This window comes from Streptomyces sp. NPDC002209, assembly GCF_042890265.1.
Classification (GTDB): domain Bacteria; phylum Actinomycetota; class Actinomycetes; order Streptomycetales; family Streptomycetaceae; genus Streptomyces.
Genome location: NZ_JBIARX010000015.1, coordinates 51,054 through 70,660 on the forward strand (window position 1 = coordinate 51,054; position 19,607 = coordinate 70,660).

Below are 19,607 nucleotides of genomic sequence, written 5' to 3' on the forward strand. Positions count from 1 at the left end.
TCGAATGGATGATTGGGGTTGGTCGGGGTGACAGAGCCCGGCATGTCCGCGGAACACGGGGACCAGGCCACGCTGCTGTGCGTGCCGTTCGCGGGAGCAGGTCCTTCGTTCTTCCACCCGTGGCGGGAGCCGGCCGCCGGCCGGTGGCGCGTCACCTCCGTCGACCTCCCGGGCCGGGAGCGCAAGATCCTGGAGGAGCCGTACCGGAACGTCGTCGAGGCGGCCAAGGGCTCGATCGACGAGGTCGTCGCGGACCTCGGCGAAGGGGCCCGGGTCGTGCTGTTCGGGCACAGCCTGGGCGCGGTGCTCGCGTACGAGCTGGTGCACCTGCTGACCGCGCGCGGCGTGCAGGTCGAGCGGCTGGTCGTCAGCGGTTCGCCCGGGCCGTGGACCCAGCGCGAGCGGCGGGCCACCGGGCTCCAGGACGAGGAGTTCCTCGCCAGGGTCGAGGAGTTCGCGGGGTTCCGGCACGAGGCCCTCGACCACCCGGAGATGCGGGAACTGATCCTCCCCGTGCTGCAGGCCGACTGCGAGATGCACGAGAACTACGTCCCGAGCACCGACGAACTCGTGACGGTCCCGATCACCTCGCTGCGCGGCGCCTCCGACGGACTGGTCACGGCGGAAGAGGCCCGGCAGTGGCAGGCGTCGACCACGGCGGAATTCAGTTATGTGGAGTTTCCGGGCGATCACATGTATCTGGTCGATCTCGGCCGTGAGGTGCTGGACGTGATCGAGGCGGAGTCCGCCCGCGGTTGTTAGGGCGGGATCGGTTTGCGCAGGGAATGAGCGGCCCTCTGGCCCGGGCGATCTTGTCGAACGCCGTGTCAGGGATGTGACAGGTGCGTGACAGGCCCGGAGAGGAAAGTGGAGGAATGAGAAGTTCAGCGATTGCAGTTTCAGGGCTGCGCAAGGCATATGGCGACAAGATCGTCCTCGACGGCATCGATTTCGATGTCGCCGCAGGATCGATCTTCTCCCTGCTCGGCCCGAACGGGGCCGGCAAGACGACGACGGTCAACGTCCTCACGACCCTGATGAAGGCCGACGCCGGTACGGTGCGCGTCGCCGGGCACGACGTGGCCACCGCGACCAAGCAGGCGCGCGCGGCCATCGGCGTGACCGGTCAGTTCGCCGCGGTCGACGATCTGCTGTCGGGCCGCGAGAACCTGCAGCTGATGACGGACCTGAAGCGGGTGCGGGGCGGCGACAAGGTGGTCACGCAGCTGCTGGAGCGCTTCGACCTGGTGGAGTCGGCGGACAAGCTGTCGTCGACCTACTCCGGCGGCATGCGCCGCAAGCTCGACCTGGCGATGACGCTGGTCGGCAACCCGGAGATCATCTTCCTCGACGAGCCGACGACGGGTCTCGACCCGCGCAGCCGGCGCACGATGTGGGGGATCGTCCGCGAGCTCGTGGCCGAGGGCACCACCATCTTCCTCACCACCCAGTACCTCGAGGAAGCCGACCAGCTCGCCGACCAGATCGCGGTGCTCAACGGGGGCCGCCTGGTCGCCCAGGGCACCCCCGAGGAGCTCAAGCGCCAGATCCCCGGCACCCACATCCGATTCCGGTTCGCCGACGTCTACGAACTCGACTCGGCGGCGCGCATCCTGACCGGGTCCGTGCGGGACGACGAGGAGCTGACGCTGCGGGTGGCCAGCGACGGTGAGACGCGGTCGCTGCGGATCCTGCTGGACCAGCTCGACGCGCACTCGCTCGACGCCCTGGAGTTCTCGGTGCAGCGACCGGACCTCGACGACGTCTTCCTCGCCCTGACCGACCCCACGCGCACCGAGCACCTGAGCAAGGAGGCGATCGCACAGTGAGCACTGCTTCGACGCCGTTGGCCGATTCCTCGATCATGTTGCGCCGCAACATCAAGCACAACGTGCGCAACCCCATCACGATGTTCAACGCGGTCCTGTTCCCCATCGTGATCATGCTGATGTTCGTCAAGGTGTTCGGCGGCGCGTTCAGCGTCGGCGACGACTACATCGACTACGCGACGCCGGGTCTGCTCGTGATGGCCATCAGCTACGGCCTGGGGGCCACCGCGACGGCCGTGAACTCCGACATGACCAAGGGCATCATCAACCGGTTCAAGGTCATGGACGTCTCCCGCGGCGCCATGCTGACCGGGCACGTCGTCATCACCGCCGTGCGCGCCCTGGTGGGCTGCGCGGCCATCATCGGCGTGGCCTTCCTGATGGGCTTCGACCCCAAGGCGAGCGCCGTCGACTGGCTCGGCGTGGTCGGCATCATCGTGCTGCTCAGCATCGCGGCCGGCTGGCTCACGGTCGCCATGGGGCTGGCCGCGAAGACCGCGGAGTCGGCGGGCCTGGGCGCCGTGCCGCTCATCATGCTGCCCTTCCTGAGCAGCGCGTTCGTACCGGCGGAAACGATGGGCGTCGGCGTCCGGCAGTTCGCCGAGTACCAGCCCTTCACCCCGATCATCGAGACGCTGCGCGGGCTGCTCGCGGGCAACCCCTCGAGCGGCGACGCGATCGCGGCCGTCGCCTGGTGCGTCGGGATCGCCGTCCTCGGCTACGTGTGGGCGGTCTCCACGTTCAAGAAGAGAGCCTGACCCCGACCGGCTCGTACCAGCTGGTCGGCGTCCCCCTCCGAGCCGCCTCGGCTGACCGCGCGTCGCCGGGGCGGCTCCGTGTTTGGCACCATGCGGGCATTTTCCGCTCCCCACCCGGCTGATCGGCTGCGCCTACGCCGAGCCGGGGAGCGACAGGCCCGTACGTACTTCGACCTGCCACAGGTGGCTGCGTGGGCGGAGGAATCGGCTGCTCACGTCCCCTGAGGCCTGAGCCAGACGATCCTCAAGGAGTGAAGCAATGGTTCCGCTGTCATTCGCGCAACGCCGCTACTGGTACATGCACCAACTGGAGGGCGGGGAGACCTGGAACATGCCCTCGGCCCTGCGGCTGACCGGCCCCCTCGACCAGGACGCCCTCGCCGCGGCGATCAGCGATGTGGTCGACCGGCACGAGATCCTGCGCACCACGTACGTGACCGACGGCGAGGGCGAGCCCCACCAGCGGATCCTGCCGATGGCCGAGGCCTCGGAGCAGACGCGGCTGTCGGTGGTCGAGGTGGCTTCCGAGGGCGTGCCCGGCGCGATCGACGAGGCCGTCGCGCACGGGTTCGACCTGGCGGTCGAAATCCCCTTCCGGGCGCACCTGCTGCGCTGCTCGCCCGAGGAGCACGTCCTGGTCCTGGTCATCCACCACATCGCCACGGACGGCAGCTCGGGCGCCCCGCTGGCACGGGACCTGGCCGCCGCCTACGCCGCCCGCAAGGACGGCGGGGCGCCGCAGTGGGAGCCGCTGCCCGTGCAGTACCAGCACTACACGATGTGGCAGCGCGAGGTGCTCGGCGAACTGGACGACCCGGACGGCCTCGGCTGGGCGCAGATCGAGTACTGGCGCGACGAACTCGACGGGGTGCCCCAGCCGCTGGACCTGCCGCTGGACCGTCCGCGGTCCGTCGAGGCGACCACCCACGGCGACACGGTCGGCTTCAGCCTGGAGCCTGAGGTGGCGGCCGGGCTGGAGAAGCTGGCGGCCGACCGCGGAACGACCATGGCGATGGTCATGCACTCCGCGCTGGCGGTGCTGCTGAGCAAGCTCGGCGGCGGGCAGGACATACCGCTCGGCACCCCGATCGCCGGGCGGACCGACGAGGCGCTGGCCGATCTGATCGGGTGCTTCGTCAACAACCTGGTCCTGCGCGTGGACCTCTCCGGGAACCCGTCGTTCGCCGACGTGCTCGCGCAGGTGCGGAACAAGGCACTGGCCGCCTACGAGCACCAGGACGTGCCCTTCGACGTGCTGGTCGAGGCGATCAACCCCGACCGCTCCACCGCGTACCGGCCGCTGTTCCAGGTGATGTGCGGCTGGCAGAACTTCGAGAAGCCGGTCCTCGAGTTCCCCGGGCTCGACGTGGAGTTCGTACAGGCCCTCACCTCGAAGGCCATGGTCGACCTGTTCTTCAGCATGGCCCTGGACGAGTCGGGGGCGCTGCGGGGCGACATCCAGTACGTGACCCAGCTGTTCGACCGGGACACGGTCGAGGCCATGGCCGCCCGCTTCGCGCGCGTTCTGGAGCAGCTGGTCGCCGACCCGGGCGTGCGCGTCGGGGACGTGGACGTGCTGGTCGCGGGGGAGCGGGAGCGGCTGCTGGAGGAGGTCAACGACACCGCCGAGCCGACCCTGGAGCAGGGCCTGCTGGACGCCGTGCGAAGACGAGCCGAGGAGAGACCCGAGGCGCTCGCCGTCATCGGCGAGGACGAATCCCTCACCTACCGGGAGCTGGAGACGCGGTCCAACAGGCTGGCGCACTGGCTGGCCGACCGCGGCGTGCGGGCCGAATCGCTGGTCGCCGTCTGCCTGCCCCGGACCGTGAACCTGATGGTGGCGCTGCTGGCCGTGCTGAAGGCCGGCGGAGCCTACGTTCCGCTCGACCCGGAGCACCCGCGCTCCCGGATCGACTTCATCCTCGAGCAGGTGGATCCGGTACTCGTCCTCGACGCCGGGACGCTGGCCGGGGCGGACGTCTCGCAGTACCCGGACGAGGCGCCCGAGGTGGCCGTCCGTCCCGAGAACACCCAGTACGTCATCTACACGTCGGGATCGACGGGCACCCCGAAGGGGGTCGCCGTCCCGCGCGGCGCGCTCGCGAACTTCATCGCCTCGACGCAGCGGAGGTTCCCGCTGTCGCCGGCGGACCGGATGCTGTTCAGCACGACGGTCTCGTTCGACATGGCGAACACCGAGCTGTACCTCCCCTTCGTCGCCGGCGCGACCATGGTCATGGCGAAGAAGGACACCGTCACCGACCCGTCGGCCATGATGGCGTTCATACGCCGCCACGGCGTCACCGTGGTCCAGGCCACGCCCGCGTTCTGGCAGATGCTGCTGACGCACGAGCCGAACGCCGCTCAGGGGCTGCGGATCATCACCGGCGCGGAGGCCGTGCCGGCCCGGCTGGCCGACACGCTGGCGGAGCAGGCCGCCGAAGCGGGCAACTGGTACGGCCCGACCGAGACGACCACGTGGTCCACCATGGCCCCCCTGAAGGCCGGTGCGGGTGCGCCGGCGATCGGGAAGCCGATTGGCAACACCCAGGTGTACGTGCTCGACTCGCGGCTGCGACCGGTTCCGCGCGGGGTGCGGGGCGACCTGTACATCGCCGGTGACGGGGTGGCCCGCGGGTACCAGGGCCGGCCGGAGCTGACCGCCGAGCGGTTCGTGGCGTGTCCGTTCGGACCCGACGGCGCCCGGATGTACCGCACCGGGGACCTGGTGCGGTGGGACAGGGACGGTCAGCTCGAGTACATCGCGCGCACCGACCACCAGGTGAAGGTCCGGGGCTTCCGCATCGAGCTGGGCGAGATCGAGAACGCGCTGGCCCGCCACCCCGGCGTGGCGCAGGCGGTGGTCGTCGTACGCGAGGACCACGAAGGCGACAAGCGCATCGTCGGCTACGTGGTGCCGGCAGCCGATTCCGGAGCCCCGGCCGACGCGTCGGCCGGTGAGCTGCTCGCCGAGCTGTCCGAGCACCTGCGCGGGCGCCTGCCGGAGTACATGGTGCCTTCCGCGCTGATCCCGCTGGCGGAGATCCCGCTGACCCCGAACGGCAAGCTCGACCGGCGGGCACTGCCCGCGGAGCACACGCCCGCCGTGGCCGGCGGCGAGCCGCGCGACGCCCACGAAGAGAAACTGTGCGCCCTCTTCGCCGAGCTGCTCCGCCGGGAGAAGGTCGGCATCCACGACAACTTCTTCACGCACGGCGGGCACTCGCTCCTCGCCACCCGGCTCAGCGTCCGCATCCGCAAGGAGTTCGACGTCGAGATCCCCATCAGGACGATCATCAAGTTCCCCACGGTGGCCGAGCTGGCCTCGCTCGTGCTCATCGGCACTCCCATGGACAACGACGACCCGTTCGCGGTCGTTCTGCCGCTGAACGGCGATCCCGGCACGGGCAAGGAGCCCATGTGGTTCTTCCACGGGGGAGGCGGGCTGGGCTGGGCGTACTTCAGCTTCGTGACGCACGTGCAGGACCGGAAGGCGTACGCCCTGCAGTCCCGCGGCTCCGACGGCGTGGACTCGCTGGTGGGATCCGTGGCGGAGATGGTCGACGACTACGTCGCCGAGATGCTGAAGATCCAGCCGGAGGGGCCCTTCCACCTCGTCGGCTGGTCCTACGGCGGCACCGTCGTCCAGGCCGTCGCGCACGCGCTGGACAAGCTCGGGCACGAGATCGCCCTCGTGGCCATCCTGGACTCCCAGCCCGGCGGACACGGATGGACGGAGATCCACGCCAACAAGACCCTGGCGGAGTACCGGTCGGAGCTCGAGGACTTCTTCGGCCAGTACATCGGCACCGACAACCGGCAGGACTTCCTCGACACCATGTCCAAGGTGCTGGCCAACAACTCGAACCTCATGATGACGTTCGAGTCGCCCGTCTACGACGGTGACGTGCTCTTCTTCAGCGCGACGCTCCAGGACGAGCAGTACGCCCACCTGTGGCGGCCCTACGTCACCGGTTCCATCGAGGTGCACGACGTGCACGCCACGCACCACGAGATGAACATGCCCGCATCCGTGGCGGAGGTGTTCGAAGTCATCAACCGCAAGCTGGCCGAATGACCGACGGCGGCCGTCAAGACCCCGAACGGGTCCTGGCGGCCGCCGCCATGTCGTCCCTCAGCCCTGCAGGGCCGGACCGAACCAGGTGGTGAGGGCGGCCCGCAGCGCGGAGGTGTCGGGCGCGCCGCCGTCGGACGCCCAGGCGACATGGCCGTCGGGGCGGATGAGGAGCGCGGCGGGAGCCGGGACCTCGTCGATGGCCGGGACGGGCCAGCTGCCGTCCTCGCTCCGCGCCTCCACGAGGTCGACGCGATCGGCCCAGCCCTTGGCGACCGCCGCCAGCTCGGCACTGCCGCTCAGGTCCAGCAGTACCGGGCGGGCGGCGTGCAACAGGTCGTAGACGCCGATGGTGCCTTCGGGCGTCTTGAGGTCGGCGTCGGGCACCCGGCGGCCCGCCAGCGGGTGGTCGACGTCGACCGGGTAGCGGATGTCCAGTGCGGTGAGCATGAGACGCAGATGCCGGTTGACGTCGTCGAACACCATGAGCGAGCCGAACACCTCGCGCAGCGCGTCCGTCTGTGCGCCGGGGCGGGCCAGGGCGGACTGCGCCCGGGTGTTGTGCAGAACGCGCTCCCCGACGGGGTGGCGCTCGGCGTGGTAGCTGTCCAGCAGGCTCTCGGGCGCCCGGCCGCGGACCACCGAGGCGAGCTTCCAGCCGAGGTTGACCGCGTCCTGCACGCCCATGTTCAGCCCCTGCCCGCCGGCCGGGAAGTGGATGTGCGCCGCGTCGCCCGCGAGCAGCACCCGCCCCTCCCGGTACGTGGCGGCCTGCCGCGCGGCGTCGTTGAACCGGGAGACCCAGCGCGGGCTGTGCATGCCGAAGTCGGTGCCCGCGACCCTGATCAGGGAATCCCGGAGCTGCTCGAACGTCGGCGCTTCGTCGCGGTCCGCGACGCGGTCGTACTCGGACGTGATCACCCGGTACCAGCCCGGCTCGAAGGCGATCGCCGAGTAGTCGCCGCCCGCACAGCGCCGCACCCAGACGTAGTCCTCGGGCAGGTCGGGGAGTTCGACGTCGCCGATCAGCGCGGTCATCGTCGCATCGGTGCCGGGGAAGTCGATGCCCGCCAGCTTGCGCACCGTGCTGCGCCCGCCGTCGCAGCCCACGAGGTAGCGGGCGCGCAGCGTCGCCTGCGCCGCGCCCAGCTCGACCGTCACTCCGTCCTGGTCCTGGCGGATCCCGCTCACCTCGGACGAGCGGCGGACCTGCACGCCGAGCTCGCCGGCCCACTCCTCCAGCAGCCGCTCGATGTCGGACTGAAGGATCATCAGCGGGTAGGGGTGCCTCGACTCCGACTCGTCGAAGTCCAGATAAAGGCCGGAGAAATGGCCGACCGGCTGCAGTTCGCCGGCCGCGAGAAAGCGGTCCAGGACGCCCCGCTGGTCCAGCACCTCCAGGGTGCGCGAGTGGATCCCGCCGGCTCGCGACTCGCCCGTCCGTTCCGCGAGCCGCTCGACCACCACCACATCGGCGCCCGCCAGCCGCAGCTCGCAGGCGAGCATCAGGCCCGTCGGCCCGGCGCCCGCGATCACCACGTCCGTGTCGAAGCCGGTGTCTCCCACGTCGTTGCCCCCTCTGTTCCAGTGCGCCTCTAACGTCGTTAAATCACGTCCACGTTCACTGAACGCGGATCAGCCGGTCAAGGAACGCCGGTGCCGGGGCGACACGGGCCGCCGGCGAACTTGTCCTGTCCCGCCGGCGGGACAGGGGCGTCGCGTGCAGGCTCGCCGGTCCACGCTCAACCCCAGCGGCCAAAGAGCACCGGAGACCACCAACACGGTGTGAGCGGTCGCGCATTCACGCGACACTCGATTCGGCCATTCGAACAATTTGTCTCGCCGGCGGGACAGCGCAAAAGGGCCCCAGTGGTCGTGATGGCGGTGACGGTCCGGAGACCGGGCCGAAAATGACGCGGGCGGGCACTCCCGGTCGGCGGAGGAAGGAAAGAGTGGCAATGGAATCGACGCTGGCACAGGAAATCGCCGAGCTGTGGAAGGGACTCCTCGACTGCCCCGAGGTCGGGGTGGAAGACGACTTCTTCACGCTCGGCGGCAATTCGCTGACCGGAATCAAGATCATCGATCAGGTGTCGCAGAACTACGGCGTCCAGCTGTCCGTGCGCGACTTCTACCTGGCCCAGACCCCGGCCCGGGTGGCCGAGCTGATCGAGCAGGGGAGGGCGGCGGCGTGAGGTTGACGCCTGGTCCCGGGCGCGACATCGACCTCGACAGCGTCGACCTGTTCGACCTGGACCTCTACACGTCGGGCGATCCGCACCCGATCTGGGACGTGATGCGGGCCGAGCGGCCCCTGCACCACCAGGTCCTGCCGGACGGCCGAGAGTTCTGGTCGGTGACCCGCTACGAGGACGTCCGCCGCGTGCTCAGCGACCACCGGGAGTTCACCTCCGAGCGCGGCACCGTGCCCACGCACCTCGGGACGGACGACGTCGCGGCCGGCGTGCTGATGACGTCCACCGACCCGCCGCGGCACACCGAGGTCCGCCGCCCGCTCGGCTCCAAGCTCACCGCGCGCGCGGTGAAGTCCTGGGAGGACTCGATCCGGCGCACGGTCGTGGGCTTCCTCGAGCCGGCGCTCGACGGTGAGACCTTCGACCTGGCCGAGAAGGCCCTGCTCCTCCCGGCGATGGTCACGGGTCCGCTCCTGGGCATCCCGGAGAAGGACTGGGCCGAGCTCGTCCAGCTGACCGCGATGGTGACGGCGCCCTCGGACCCGCACTTCCAGCTGGGCAGCGAGGCCGCGACCCTGGCCATCTCCCACCACGAGCTCGTCACCTACGTCAAGGAGTGGGTCAAGACCCGCCGGGCGACCGGCGAGGAGGGCGAAAGCCTGCTCCACCACCTCATGAGCGTCGCTCCGGGAGGCACGCCGCTCTCCGACGAGGAGATCGCCCTCGACGGCTACAGCATCCTGCTGGGCGCCAACGTGACGACGCCGCACACCGTCTCGGGCACCGTGCAGGCGCTCATCGAGCGGCCCGTGCAGTACGACAAGGCGGCGGCCGACCTGTCGCTGGTCCCGAACCTGGTCGAGGAAGGGCTGCGCTGGACCTCGGCCGCGTGCAACTTCATGCGGTACGCGGTCGACGACGTCGAGATCGGCGGGGGAGTGATCCCGGCCGGCGGCGCGGTCGTGGCGTGGATCGGCTCGGCCAACCGGGACGAGTCCCTGTTCCCCGACCCGCACACCTTCGACATCACGCGCGAAGGCGCGAAGCGCCAGGCCGCGTTCGGGTTCGGGACGCACTTCTGCATCGGTGCGCCGCTGGCCCGCATGACGCTGCGCATCTTCTTCGAGGAGCTGCTCCAGCGCTTCGAATCGATCGAGCTCGCCGGCGAACCGCAGCACCTGCGGTCGTACTTCATCGCCGGCATGACCCACCTCCCCATCGTCGGCAAGAAACGGCAGACGCCATGACAACCGGCTCCACCACCGTCGCCTCGCCGTGGTTCGTCCGGCCGCCGTCCGCCGACCACCCCGCCCGGATCTTCTGCTTCCCCTTCTCCGGGTCCGGGGCTTCGGCGTTCAGCGCCTGGCCGGCCGCGATCGACGACGCCGAGATCTGCCCGGTGCAGTTCCCCGGCCGCGAGAACCGGCTGGGCCACCCGCACTACGGCACCTACGAGAACCTGGCCGCGAGCCTGGTCGAACCGCTGGAGCCGCTGCTCGACCGCCCGTACGCGTTCTTCGCGCACTGCGCGGGCGCGATACCGGCCTACGAGACCGTCCTCAAGCTCGCCGAACTCGGCCTGCGCGGCCCGGACTGCCTCGTCGTGTCGGGCCAGCCGGCCCCGCACGACGCCTCGCGCGACCGGATGCTCACCATGTCCGAGCCCGAGCTGCGCGCCGAGCTGGAGTCGTTCATCCGCAGCCGCGGGATCGAGCCGCGGCCGGACATGATCGACATGGGCATGTTCGTGCTGCTCCGCGACCACGCCGCCGCGGGCGCGTACCGGCGGCCGGAGCCGGTCAAGGTGGACTGCCCCATCGTCGTCCTGCACTGGCAGGACGACCCCGACGTGAGCCTCGAAGAGCTCCGGGGCTGGCGTCAGTACTCGGATTCGGTCGAATTCCGGGTCGTCGGCGGCGGCCATTACGACTTCATGGACGCGCCGGACGAGCTGCAGAAGTTGTTGACCGGTTGGCGCTGAAAGCAGTGCAGCCCGTAAGAGCCGTATGCCGAGGGAACCGGAAGGAATACGTATGAGTGGCGCAGCCGCCGATATTGCCGTCATCGGGATGTCGTGCCGCTTCCCCGGTGTGAACAGCCTGGGTGAGTTCTGGCGCTTGCTGCTCGACGGGGAGTCGACCGTCGGAACGTTCCCCGAACACCGCGCGGCCGACGCGAACCACATGTCCCACCCGGACGCCGACACCCTGAACGCGGGCTCGTTCCTCGACTCCATCGACGGGTTCGACGCGGAGTTCTTCGGGGCGGGCGCCGCGGAAGCGGCCGCCATGGACCCCGTGCAGCGGCTGGGCCTGGAACTCGCCTGGGAAGCGGTCGAAGACGCCCGGATCCCGGCGGCCGCGCTCGCGGGCCGCGAGATCGACGTCGTGGTCGGCAGCGGGCCCTCCGGATACGAGCTGCTGCGCAAGCGGTCCGGCAGCGACCAGGACGACCACTACGCCGCGCTCGGCTCGAGCGGCGCGCTGATCGCGAACCGGATCTCGAGCCTCTTCGACGTCCGCGGCATGAGCTTCTGCGCGGACTCGGGCCAGTCCTCCTCCCTCGTGTCGCTGGCGCTGACCTGCGACCGGATCCGCAGCGGCGCGGTCGACATGGCGATCGCCGGCGGCGTGGAGCTGGTCGTCGATCCGGAAGCCGGACTCGGCCTGGCGAACCTGGGCGCCCTGTCGCCTGACGGCACCTGCTTCCCCTTCGACGAACGGGCCAACGGCTTCGTCCGGGGAGAGGGCGGGGCGTTCGTCCTGCTGAAGCGGCTCGACCTCGCCGTGGCCGACGGCGACCACATCTACGCGGTGGTGCGCGGCTGGGGCGTCGCCAGCGGTGGCGCGTCCAGCCGGATGCCGGACCCCAGCCCCACCGGGCAGGCCTCGGCCGTGCTGTCCGCCCTCGCCCGCGCGGGTGTTGCGTTCGAGGACGTCGACTACGTCGAGGCCCACGGCACCGGCACGCGGATGGGCGATCCCGCCGAAGTCTCCGGTCTGCGCGAGGTGTTCCGGGAGAGCGGCCGCAGCCGTCCCCTGGCGATCGGATCGGTGAAGGCGAACGTCGGGCACCTGGAGCCGGCCGCCGGACTCGTCGGCTTCGTGAAGTCGGCGCTCTGCGTGGACCGCGGCCACCTCGTCCCGAGCGTGAACTTCCGCGCCCCGAACCCCAACATCCAGAACTTCCACGAGGACTTCGAGGTCGTCCGGGCCGCGCGGGCCTGGCCGGGCACTGCCGAGCGGCCGCGCCGCGCCGGCGTGTCGTCGTTCGGCCTGGGCGGCACCACCGCTCACGTGATCCTGGAACAGGCCCCGCAGGCGCAGGCGGAAGCCGGCGCCGCAGCCGGCGACCCGGGCCGGGCGGACGCCTCCGGCGTGCAGCCGTGGGTGCTCTCGGCCCGCTCGGAGCCGGCCCTGCGCGAGCAGGCGGCCCGCCTGCGCGACCTCGTCGCCGCGGACGACTCGCTGTCGGCAGCGGACGTCGGCCACTCGCTGGTGTCCACACGGCAGCTGTTCGACCACCGGGCGGTGGTGCTCGGCGGTGACCGCGAGGAGTCGCTGGCCGGTCTCGACCTGATCGCGGCGGGCGGTGACTCGGCGCGGGCCGTTCGCGCAGTGGCCGCGGGGTCGCCGGGCCCCGTCGTCTTCGTGTTCCCCGGCCAGGGGTCGCAGTGGCTGGGCATGGGCAGGCAGCTGTACGCGGAGTCGGAGGTGTTCGCCCGCTCGGTCGACGCGTGCGCGCAGGCCCTGGCCCCGTACGTGGACTGGTCCCTGGTGGACGTGCTGACCGGAGCGGAGTCGGCCGCCTCGCTGGAGCGGGTGGACGTGGTCCAGCCGGCGCTGTTCGCGATGATGGTGTCGCTGGCGCAGGTGTGGCGCTCCCTCGGCGTGGTCCCCGACGCCGTCGTGGGCCACTCGCAGGGCGAGATCGCCGCGGCGTGCGCGTCGGGCGCCCTGTCGCTCGAGGACGCGGCCCGGATCGTCGCCCTGCGCAGCCGGGCACTGATCGACCTGGCCGGCCTGGGCGGCGGGATGAGCGCGGTGGCCGCGTCCTCCGCGTGGGTCCACGACCGGCTGGAGCAGTGGTCGGGGAGGCTCTCCGTGGCCGCCGTCAACGGGCCGGCCTCGGTGGTGATCGCCGGAGACGGCGCGGCCCTGGACGAGTTCGCGGCGATGGCGGCCGGCGAGGACGTCCGGGTGCGCCGGGTCAAGGTGGACTACGCCTCGCACTCCCACCACGTCGAAGCCATCCGTGACCGTCTGCTCGAGGACACGGCGGGTCTCTCGCCGCGGGAGTCGGCCGTGAAGTTCCACTCCACGGTCACCGGCGGACTGCTCGACACCCGCGTGCTCGACGCCTCGTACTGGTACGACAACCTGCGCTCGAAGGTGCGCTTCGGCGAGGTCGTCGAAGGCCTGATGCAGGACCACGGCGGCGTGTTCGTCGAGGTCAGCCCGCACCCCGTGCTCCAGGTGGCGATGGAGGAGGCCGCCGACGCACTGGCGGCCCCGCCGGTCGTGGTGAGCACCCTGCACAAGCGCGACGGGAGCGCGGGCCAGGTCCTGGCGTCGCTGGCCGAACTGCACGTGCGCGGAGTGCCGGTGAACTGGAAGGCGGTGTTCGCCGCAGCCCGGCCGCGCCGGATCGGCCTTCCGACCTACGCGTTCCAGCGGCAGCGGTACTGGCTGACGGCGCCGGACGGCGCCGGGGCCGCGAACGGCCCCGCCGCGCAGGCGAGCGGACCGGACGCGAGCACCAGGGCGGCGTACCTGGGCTCGGAAGCGTCGGTCCTGACCCTCGTGTGCGCCGAAACGGCGGCGCTGCTGAGTGCGAAGGACGCGGATCGCACGTTCGCCTATCTCGAGGCGAGGGCGACCGAGACCTTCAAGGTGCTGGGCTTCGACTCCTCGACGGCCGTGGCGCTCCGCAACCGGCTCGCCGCGGTGGCCGGAGTACGGCTCCCGGCCACCGTCGCGTTCACCTACCCCACTCCGCAGAAGCTCGCCCACCACGTCTTCTCCCTCCTCGAGCCGCAGGCGGCCGAGGCCCCGGAATCGCTGGAGGCTGCGCATCCGGAAAGCCCGGGTCCGGAGGACCCGAGTCTGGAAAGTCGCAGTGATGATGATTTGTACGAAATGATCGAACGCGGATACGTGTAGCCACACCTGTTCTTCGAAGCAATTGGTTGGGGGAGGCCCTGGTGGAGGATGTCGACAAGCTCCGGTCCTACTTGCGACGCGCCGTCGGCGATGCGCAGGACCTGCGCGAGCGGGTGCGCGAGCTGGAGGAGTCCGCGCGCGAGCCCATCGCGGTCGTGGGTGTGGGGTGTCGCTTCCCGGGTGGGGTGACGTCCCCCGAAGGACTGTGGGGAGTCGTGTCCGAGGGCGTGGACGCGATCACCGAGTTCCCGCAGGACCGCGGCTGGGACCTGGAGGCCCTGTACTCCGCGGACCCCGAGACGCCCGGCACGACGAACACGCGCTCCGGCGGGTTCCTGCACGACCTCGCCGAGTTCGACGCGCCGTTCTTCGGCATCAGCCCGCGCGAGGCGCTCGCGATGGACCCGCAGCAGCGGCTGATGCTGGAGACGTCGTGGGAGGCGCTGGAGCGGGCGGGCATCGACCCGGCCGCGCTGCGCGGCTCGGCGACCGGCGTGTTCACCGGCATCTACACCACCGACTACGGCCCGCGGATGGGCGGCGCGGCATCCGGCGAGGTCGAGGGCTTCCAGCTCACCGGCACGCTCCCCAGCGTCGCCTCGGGCCGCGTGTCGTACGCGCTGGGCCTGGAGGGCCCGGCGGTGTCCACCGACACCGCGTGCTCGTCCTCGCTCGTCGCCGTCCACCAGGCCGTCCGCTCCCTGCGGTCCGGGGAGTGCACCCTGGCGCTGGCCGGCGGGGTGTCGGCCATGCCGACCCCGGGCCTGCTCGTGGAGATGGGCCGCCAGCGCGGCCTGTCGGACGACGCGCGCTGCAAGGCGTTCGCCGACGCGGCCGACGGCACCGGCTTCTCCGAGGGCGCGGGCATGCTCGTCCTCGAGCGGCTCTCGGACGCGCAGCGCAACGGGCGCCGCATCCTCGCCGTGATCCGCGGCTCGGCGACCAACCAGGACGGCGCCTCCAACGGCCTCACCGCGCCGAACGAACTGGCCCAGCGCCGGGTCATCCGGGCAGCGCTGGCCGATGCCGGGCTGCAGGCGAGCGACGTGGACGCGGTGGAGGCGCACGGCACCGGCACGAGGCTGGGCGACCCCATGGAGGCGGAAGCCCTGCTCGCCACCTACGGGCAGGACCGCGACCACGACAGCCCGCTGTGGCTGGGCTCCCTGAAGTCCAACATCGGCCACACCCAGGCGGCCGCAGGCGTCGGTGCCATCATCAAGATGACCATGGCGATACGCCACGGCGTGCTCCCCAAGACCCTCCACGTGGACCGACCCTCCACGCACGTCGACTGGACGTCCGGCGCGGTCGAGCTGCTGACCGAGGCCCGGGAGTGGACCACCCGGCCGGGACGCCCCCGGCGGGCCGGCATCTCCGCCTTCGGCATCAGCGGCACCAACGCGCACCTGATCCTCGAGCAGGCACCCGAGACCCCCGGGCAGGCACCCGGGCAGGCCACGGCCCGTCCGGCGCCCGCCGCGGTGCCGTGGGTGCTGTCGGCGCGGTCGCCGGAGGCGCTGCGCGAGCAGGCGCTGCGGCTGCGCGACCGCCTGGCCGCGGACGCGGACCTCCCGCTCGCGGGCGTCGGACCCTCGCTGGTGACGACGCGATCCCTGTTCGAACACCGCCAGGTGGTCATCGGCGCCGACCGGGACGAGCTGCTCGCCGCCCTGACCGCCGCTGCCGCGGGTGACGACAGCGGCGCCGCCGCCGTGGTGACCGGAGCCGCGAAGCCGGTGGGCAAGACGGTGTTCGTGTTCCCGGGCCAGGGATCGCAGTGGGTCGAGATGGGGCGCGAGCTGTGGGAGTCCTCCCCGGTGTTCGCGCGCCGCATGCAGGAGTGCGCGGACGCGCTGTCGCCGCACGTCGACTGGTCCCTCCACGACGTGCTCGGCGACGCCGAAGCGCTGGAACGCGTGGACGTCGTACAGCCCGTGCTGTGGGCCGTGATGGTGTCGCTGGCCGAGGTGTGGCGCTCGTACGGGGTGCAGCCCGCGGCCGTCGTGGGCCACTCCCAGGGTGAGATCGCCGCCGCGTGCGTCGCCGGCGCGCTGTCGATCGAGGACGCCGCGAAGGTGGTGGCGCTCCGCTCGAAGGCGATCCTGGCCCTGTCGGGGCGCGGCGGCATGGTGTCGGTCGCGCTCCCGGTGGAAGACGTGCGCGCACGTCTGACGGACGGGCTGTCGGTCGCGGCGGTCAACGGGCCTTCCTCCGTCGTCGTCTCGGGCGACGTGGCCGAGCTCGATGCACTGCTGGCCGGCTGCGAGGCGGACGAGGTGCGGGCCCGCCGGGTTCCGGTGGACTACGCCTCGCACTCCCGGCACGTGGAGGCCATCGAAGGCGAACTGCGCAGGGTTCTGGCGGGGCTCCGGCCGCGTACGTCCGAGGTGCCGTTCTTCTCGACCGTGACGGCCGACTGGCTGGACACGACGTGCATGGACGCCGAGTACTGGTACACCAACCTGCGCCGGACGGTCCGCTTCGAGGAGGCGACCCGGGCTCTGGCCGAGCAGGGCTTCCGCTTCTTCGTCGAGGCGTCCGCCCACCCCGTACTGACGATCGGTGTGGAACAGACCCTGGACGGCGCGGGCGTCGAGGCCGCCGTCGTGGGCACGCTGCGCCGCGGCGAGGGCGGCCTCGCGCGCTTCCACCGGTCGGCGGCCGAGGCCTTCGTGGCGGGCGTCGAGGTGTCGTGGAAGAACGCGTTCCAGGACTGGGACGGCCCGTGGGTCGAGCTGCCCACGTACGCCTTCCAGCGGCAGCGCTACTGGCTGAACGCACCCGACGAGACCACCGCAGCCGGGAGCACGTCGGACCACCCGCTGCTCGACGCCGTGATCGATCTGCCCGACGACGGGGAGAACGGCGGCGTGGTGGGCAGCGGGCGGCTGTCCCTGGAGCGCCACCCCTGGCTCGCCGAGCACGTGGTCCACGGCGCCGTCCTGGTGCCGGCGGCGGCGCTGCTGGAGATGGCGGTCTGGGCCGCCCACAAGGCCGGGGGCGACGTCGTCGACGAACTCACCCTGGAAACGCCGCTGGTGCTCTCCCGGACGGCCGAGCGCGAGATCCGCGTCGTGGTCGACGGCAAGAGCGTGATCAGCGTGCACTCCCGGGGCGAAGGCGACACCGGGTGGACGCGCAACGCCGTCGGCGTCGTCGGGTCCGCCGCCGCGAGCACCCCCGTGGAGGAGGCCCTCGTCGCGTGGCCGCCCGCGGGCGCGGTCGCCGTGCCCGTCGAGGACGAGTACGCCCGGCTGGCCGCCCTCGGCTTCGGCCACGGGCCCCTGTTCCGCGGCCTGCAGAAGGTCTGGCGCCAGGGCGACGCCCTCTTCGCGGAGGTGGAGCTGCCCGCCGCCGAGGGTGCGGACCGCAGCCGGTACCGGATCCACCCGGCGCTGCTCCACGCCGCACTGCTCCCGGTCGGTCTGGGGCAGTTCGTCGACAACTCCCGGCCCGAGGGCTGGCTGCCGCTGCGCTGCACCGGCATCCGCGTGAACTCCGCCGAGCCCGCCGCCCTGCGCGTCCGTCTCGCACCCGCGGGGGAGAACGCGCTGTCCGTGACCCTCGCGGACCGCAGCGGAGCCCCCGTCGGCGGCGTCGCATCGCTGACCCTCGGGCCCGCGGACGTGCAGCAGCTGACCGAGCTGGGCTTCGACCACCAGGACGCACTGTTCCAGGTGGACTGGGCCCCCCTCGCGGTTCCCTCCGGTCACCCCACGGTCCGCCACGCGGTGGTGGGCGCACCCGCCGGTGCCCCGGAAGAGGGCGCAGAGGTCTACGCCGGCCTCGGCGAACTCGCCGCGTCCGGCAGCGGCATCCCCCCGGTCGTCATCGCCGCCGTCGAACGGACCGGCACGGACGGCGACGACACACCCGCCGCCGTCGAGCGCAACCTCCACCGTGTGCTGCGCTGGACCCAGGACTGGCTCGCCGACGACCGGTTCGCCGACTCCCGCCTGGTCTTCGTGACGCAGGACGCGATCCACGACGAGCAGGTGCCCCGCCCCGACCCCGCGGCGACCGCCGTCTGGGGATTCGTACGCACCGCGCAGACCGAGAACCCGGGCCGGTTCACGCTCGTGGACACGGACGGCCTGCCCGCCTCGTGGGCCGGCGTCCCCGCAGCGGCCGGAACCGGAGAACTCCAGCTCAAGATCCGGGCCGGCGAGGTGACCACGCCGGAACTGGCCCGCGCCCACGGCGCGTCCGCCGGTGCCGGAGCCCTCGGCGGGGCGGAAGACGTACCCGCCCTCGGGTCCGGGACGGTGCTGATCACCGGTGGCACCAGCGGCCTGGGCGCGATGCTGGCCCGGCACCTCGTGGAGCGCCACGGCGTGCGCCGGCTGGTGCTGACCAGCCGGCGGGGCCTGTCCGCCCCGGCGGCGGCAGGGCTGCAGGAGGAACTGACCGGGGCGGGAGCGCAGGTCGAGGTCGTGGCCTGCGATGTCGCGAACCGTGACTCCGTCGCGGAGCTCCTCGCCGCGGTGCCGTCCGAGCACCCGCTGACCGCGGTGATCCACTGCGCGGGCGTGCTGGCCGACGGAGTCGTCCAGGCGCTGACCGAGGACCGCGTGGACACGGTCCTCGCGCCCAAGGTGAACGGCGCCTGGCACCTGCACGAGCTGACCCGCCATCTGGACCTGTCCGCGTTCGTGCTGTTCTCCTCGATCGCGAGCGTGCTCGGGACGGCGGGACAGGCCAACTACGCCGCCGCCAACGCGTTCCTCAACGGCCTCGCGGAAACCCGTCGGGCCGAGGGCCTGCCGGCCACCTCGCTGTGCTGGGGCTTCTGGGCCGAACGCAGCGAGATGGTCGCCGACATCGGCGACACGGACGTCGTACGCCTCCAGCGGCAGGGCGTGCTGCCGATGGCCTCGCAGGAGGGCCTCGCGCTCTTCGACCGGGCGATCTCGCTGGACGAGCCGGTCCTGGTGCCGGCGCGACTGAACCTCGCGGCACCGGGCGCGGCTTCGCCGCTCCTGCGCGCCCTGATCGGGACGCCTGCCGGATCCGGCGGCCCGGGGAGCCGGGAGTCCACCGACAGCGCACTCGCGCATCAGCTGGCGTCGCTGGCGCCGGCCGAGGCGGAGGCGGTGCTGCTCGACGCCGTCCGGGCGCAGACCGCGATCGTCCTCGGCCACCCGGACGCCCGGCGGATCACCCCCGCTGCGACGTTCAGGAAACTGGGGATCGACTCGCTCACCGGGCTGGAGCTGCGGAACAAGCTGTCGGCGGTGACCGGCCTGAAGCTGCCCTCCACGCTGGTGTTCGACCACCCGAACCCCACCGCCCTCGCGCAGTTCCTGAACGCGCGCATCACCCCCGACTCCGGCGCCGCCCCGGAATCTCCGGCCGATCACCTGGCCAAGGAGATCAACGGACTGGGCGCCCGCCTGGAGGAGGCGTTCCTCGAGCTCGGGGACGAGGACAAGAACACCATTTCCACGCTGCTCGGCGAGCTGCAGGGCCGAGTCCGTTCGCTGGTGAGCGCCGGAGCACCGGTCGGCATCGTCGACCAGATCAGTTCGGCCTCGGCGGGAGACCTTCTCGCGCTACTGGACAAAGAGCTCGGCTAGGGGAGAGCG

Annotated in this window: 10 protein-coding genes; 9 read left to right on the top strand and 1 reads right to left on the bottom strand. The window is 71.6% G+C overall.

Annotated elements, in window-relative coordinates; all coding sequences use genetic code 11:
• The first annotated feature begins 42 nt into the window (after window positions 1-42).
• The 4 genes from ACFYXK_RS25730 (at window position 43) to ACFYXK_RS25745 (ending at window position 6,665) form a co-directional block, all read left to right on the top strand.
• Window positions 43-762: a thioesterase II family protein gene (locus ACFYXK_RS25730; RefSeq protein ID WP_389413232.1), complete on the top strand. Its 720-nt coding sequence runs from the start codon at window positions 43-45 to the stop codon at window positions 760-762.
• Window positions 763-875: 113 nt separating this feature from the next.
• Window positions 876-1,829, top strand: a complete 954-nt coding sequence (locus tag ACFYXK_RS25735) for an ATP-binding cassette domain-containing protein (protein WP_389413233.1) — start codon at window positions 876-878, stop codon at window positions 1,827-1,829.
• Entirely contained in the window at window positions 1,826-2,587 is a 762-nt protein-coding gene (locus tag ACFYXK_RS25740) for an ABC transporter permease (protein ID WP_266674330.1), read from the top strand. The genes ACFYXK_RS25735 and ACFYXK_RS25740 overlap by 4 nt, the downstream gene beginning before the upstream one ends.
• Before the next feature lie 259 nt (window positions 2,588-2,846).
• Window positions 2,847-6,665 (top strand): amino acid adenylation domain-containing protein, encoded by a 3,819-nt coding sequence (locus ACFYXK_RS25745; RefSeq protein WP_389413234.1) that lies wholly within the window; start codon window positions 2,847-2,849, stop codon window positions 6,663-6,665.
• Window positions 6,666-6,722: 57 nt separating this feature from the next.
• On the opposite strand, the gene ACFYXK_RS25750 is transcribed toward ACFYXK_RS25745, so the two are convergent.
• Window positions 6,723-8,228 (bottom strand): FAD-dependent monooxygenase, encoded by a 1,506-nt coding sequence (locus ACFYXK_RS25750; protein ID WP_389413235.1) that lies wholly within the window; start codon window positions 8,226-8,228, stop codon window positions 6,723-6,725.
• Between the two features lie 392 nt (window positions 8,229-8,620).
• Between ACFYXK_RS25750 and ACFYXK_RS25755 the strand changes: the two genes are divergently transcribed.
• The 5 genes from ACFYXK_RS25755 to ACFYXK_RS25775 are packed head-to-tail and all read left to right on the top strand — an operon-like array spanning window position 8,621 to window position 19,598.
• On the top strand, window positions 8,621-8,857 hold the full coding sequence (locus tag ACFYXK_RS25755) for a phosphopantetheine-binding protein (RefSeq protein ID WP_389413236.1): 237 nt from the start codon (window positions 8,621-8,623) through the stop codon (window positions 8,855-8,857).
• The gene (locus ACFYXK_RS25760) at window positions 8,854-10,104 is read left to right on the top strand and encodes a cytochrome P450 (protein ID WP_389413237.1); all 1,251 of its coding nucleotides are present in this window, start codon (window positions 8,854-8,856) and stop codon (window positions 10,102-10,104) included. Before ACFYXK_RS25755 ends, ACFYXK_RS25760 begins: the two co-directional genes overlap by 4 nt.
• On the top strand, window positions 10,101-10,838 hold the full coding sequence (locus ACFYXK_RS25765) for a thioesterase II family protein (protein ID WP_389413238.1): 738 nt from the start codon (window positions 10,101-10,103) through the stop codon (window positions 10,836-10,838). Before ACFYXK_RS25760 ends, ACFYXK_RS25765 begins: the two co-directional genes overlap by 4 nt.
• 52 nt (window positions 10,839-10,890) lie before the next feature.
• On the top strand, window positions 10,891-14,019 hold the full coding sequence (locus ACFYXK_RS25770) for a type I polyketide synthase (protein WP_389413239.1): 3,129 nt from the start codon (window positions 10,891-10,893) through the stop codon (window positions 14,017-14,019).
• Between the two features lie 41 nt (window positions 14,020-14,060).
• Window positions 14,061-19,598 carry an SDR family NAD(P)-dependent oxidoreductase gene (locus ACFYXK_RS25775; protein ID WP_389413240.1) on the top strand — a complete coding sequence of 1,846 codons (5,538 nt, stop codon included), beginning with the start codon at window positions 14,061-14,063 and terminating at the stop codon, window positions 19,596-19,598.
• Window positions 19,599-19,607 lie beyond the last annotated feature (9 nt).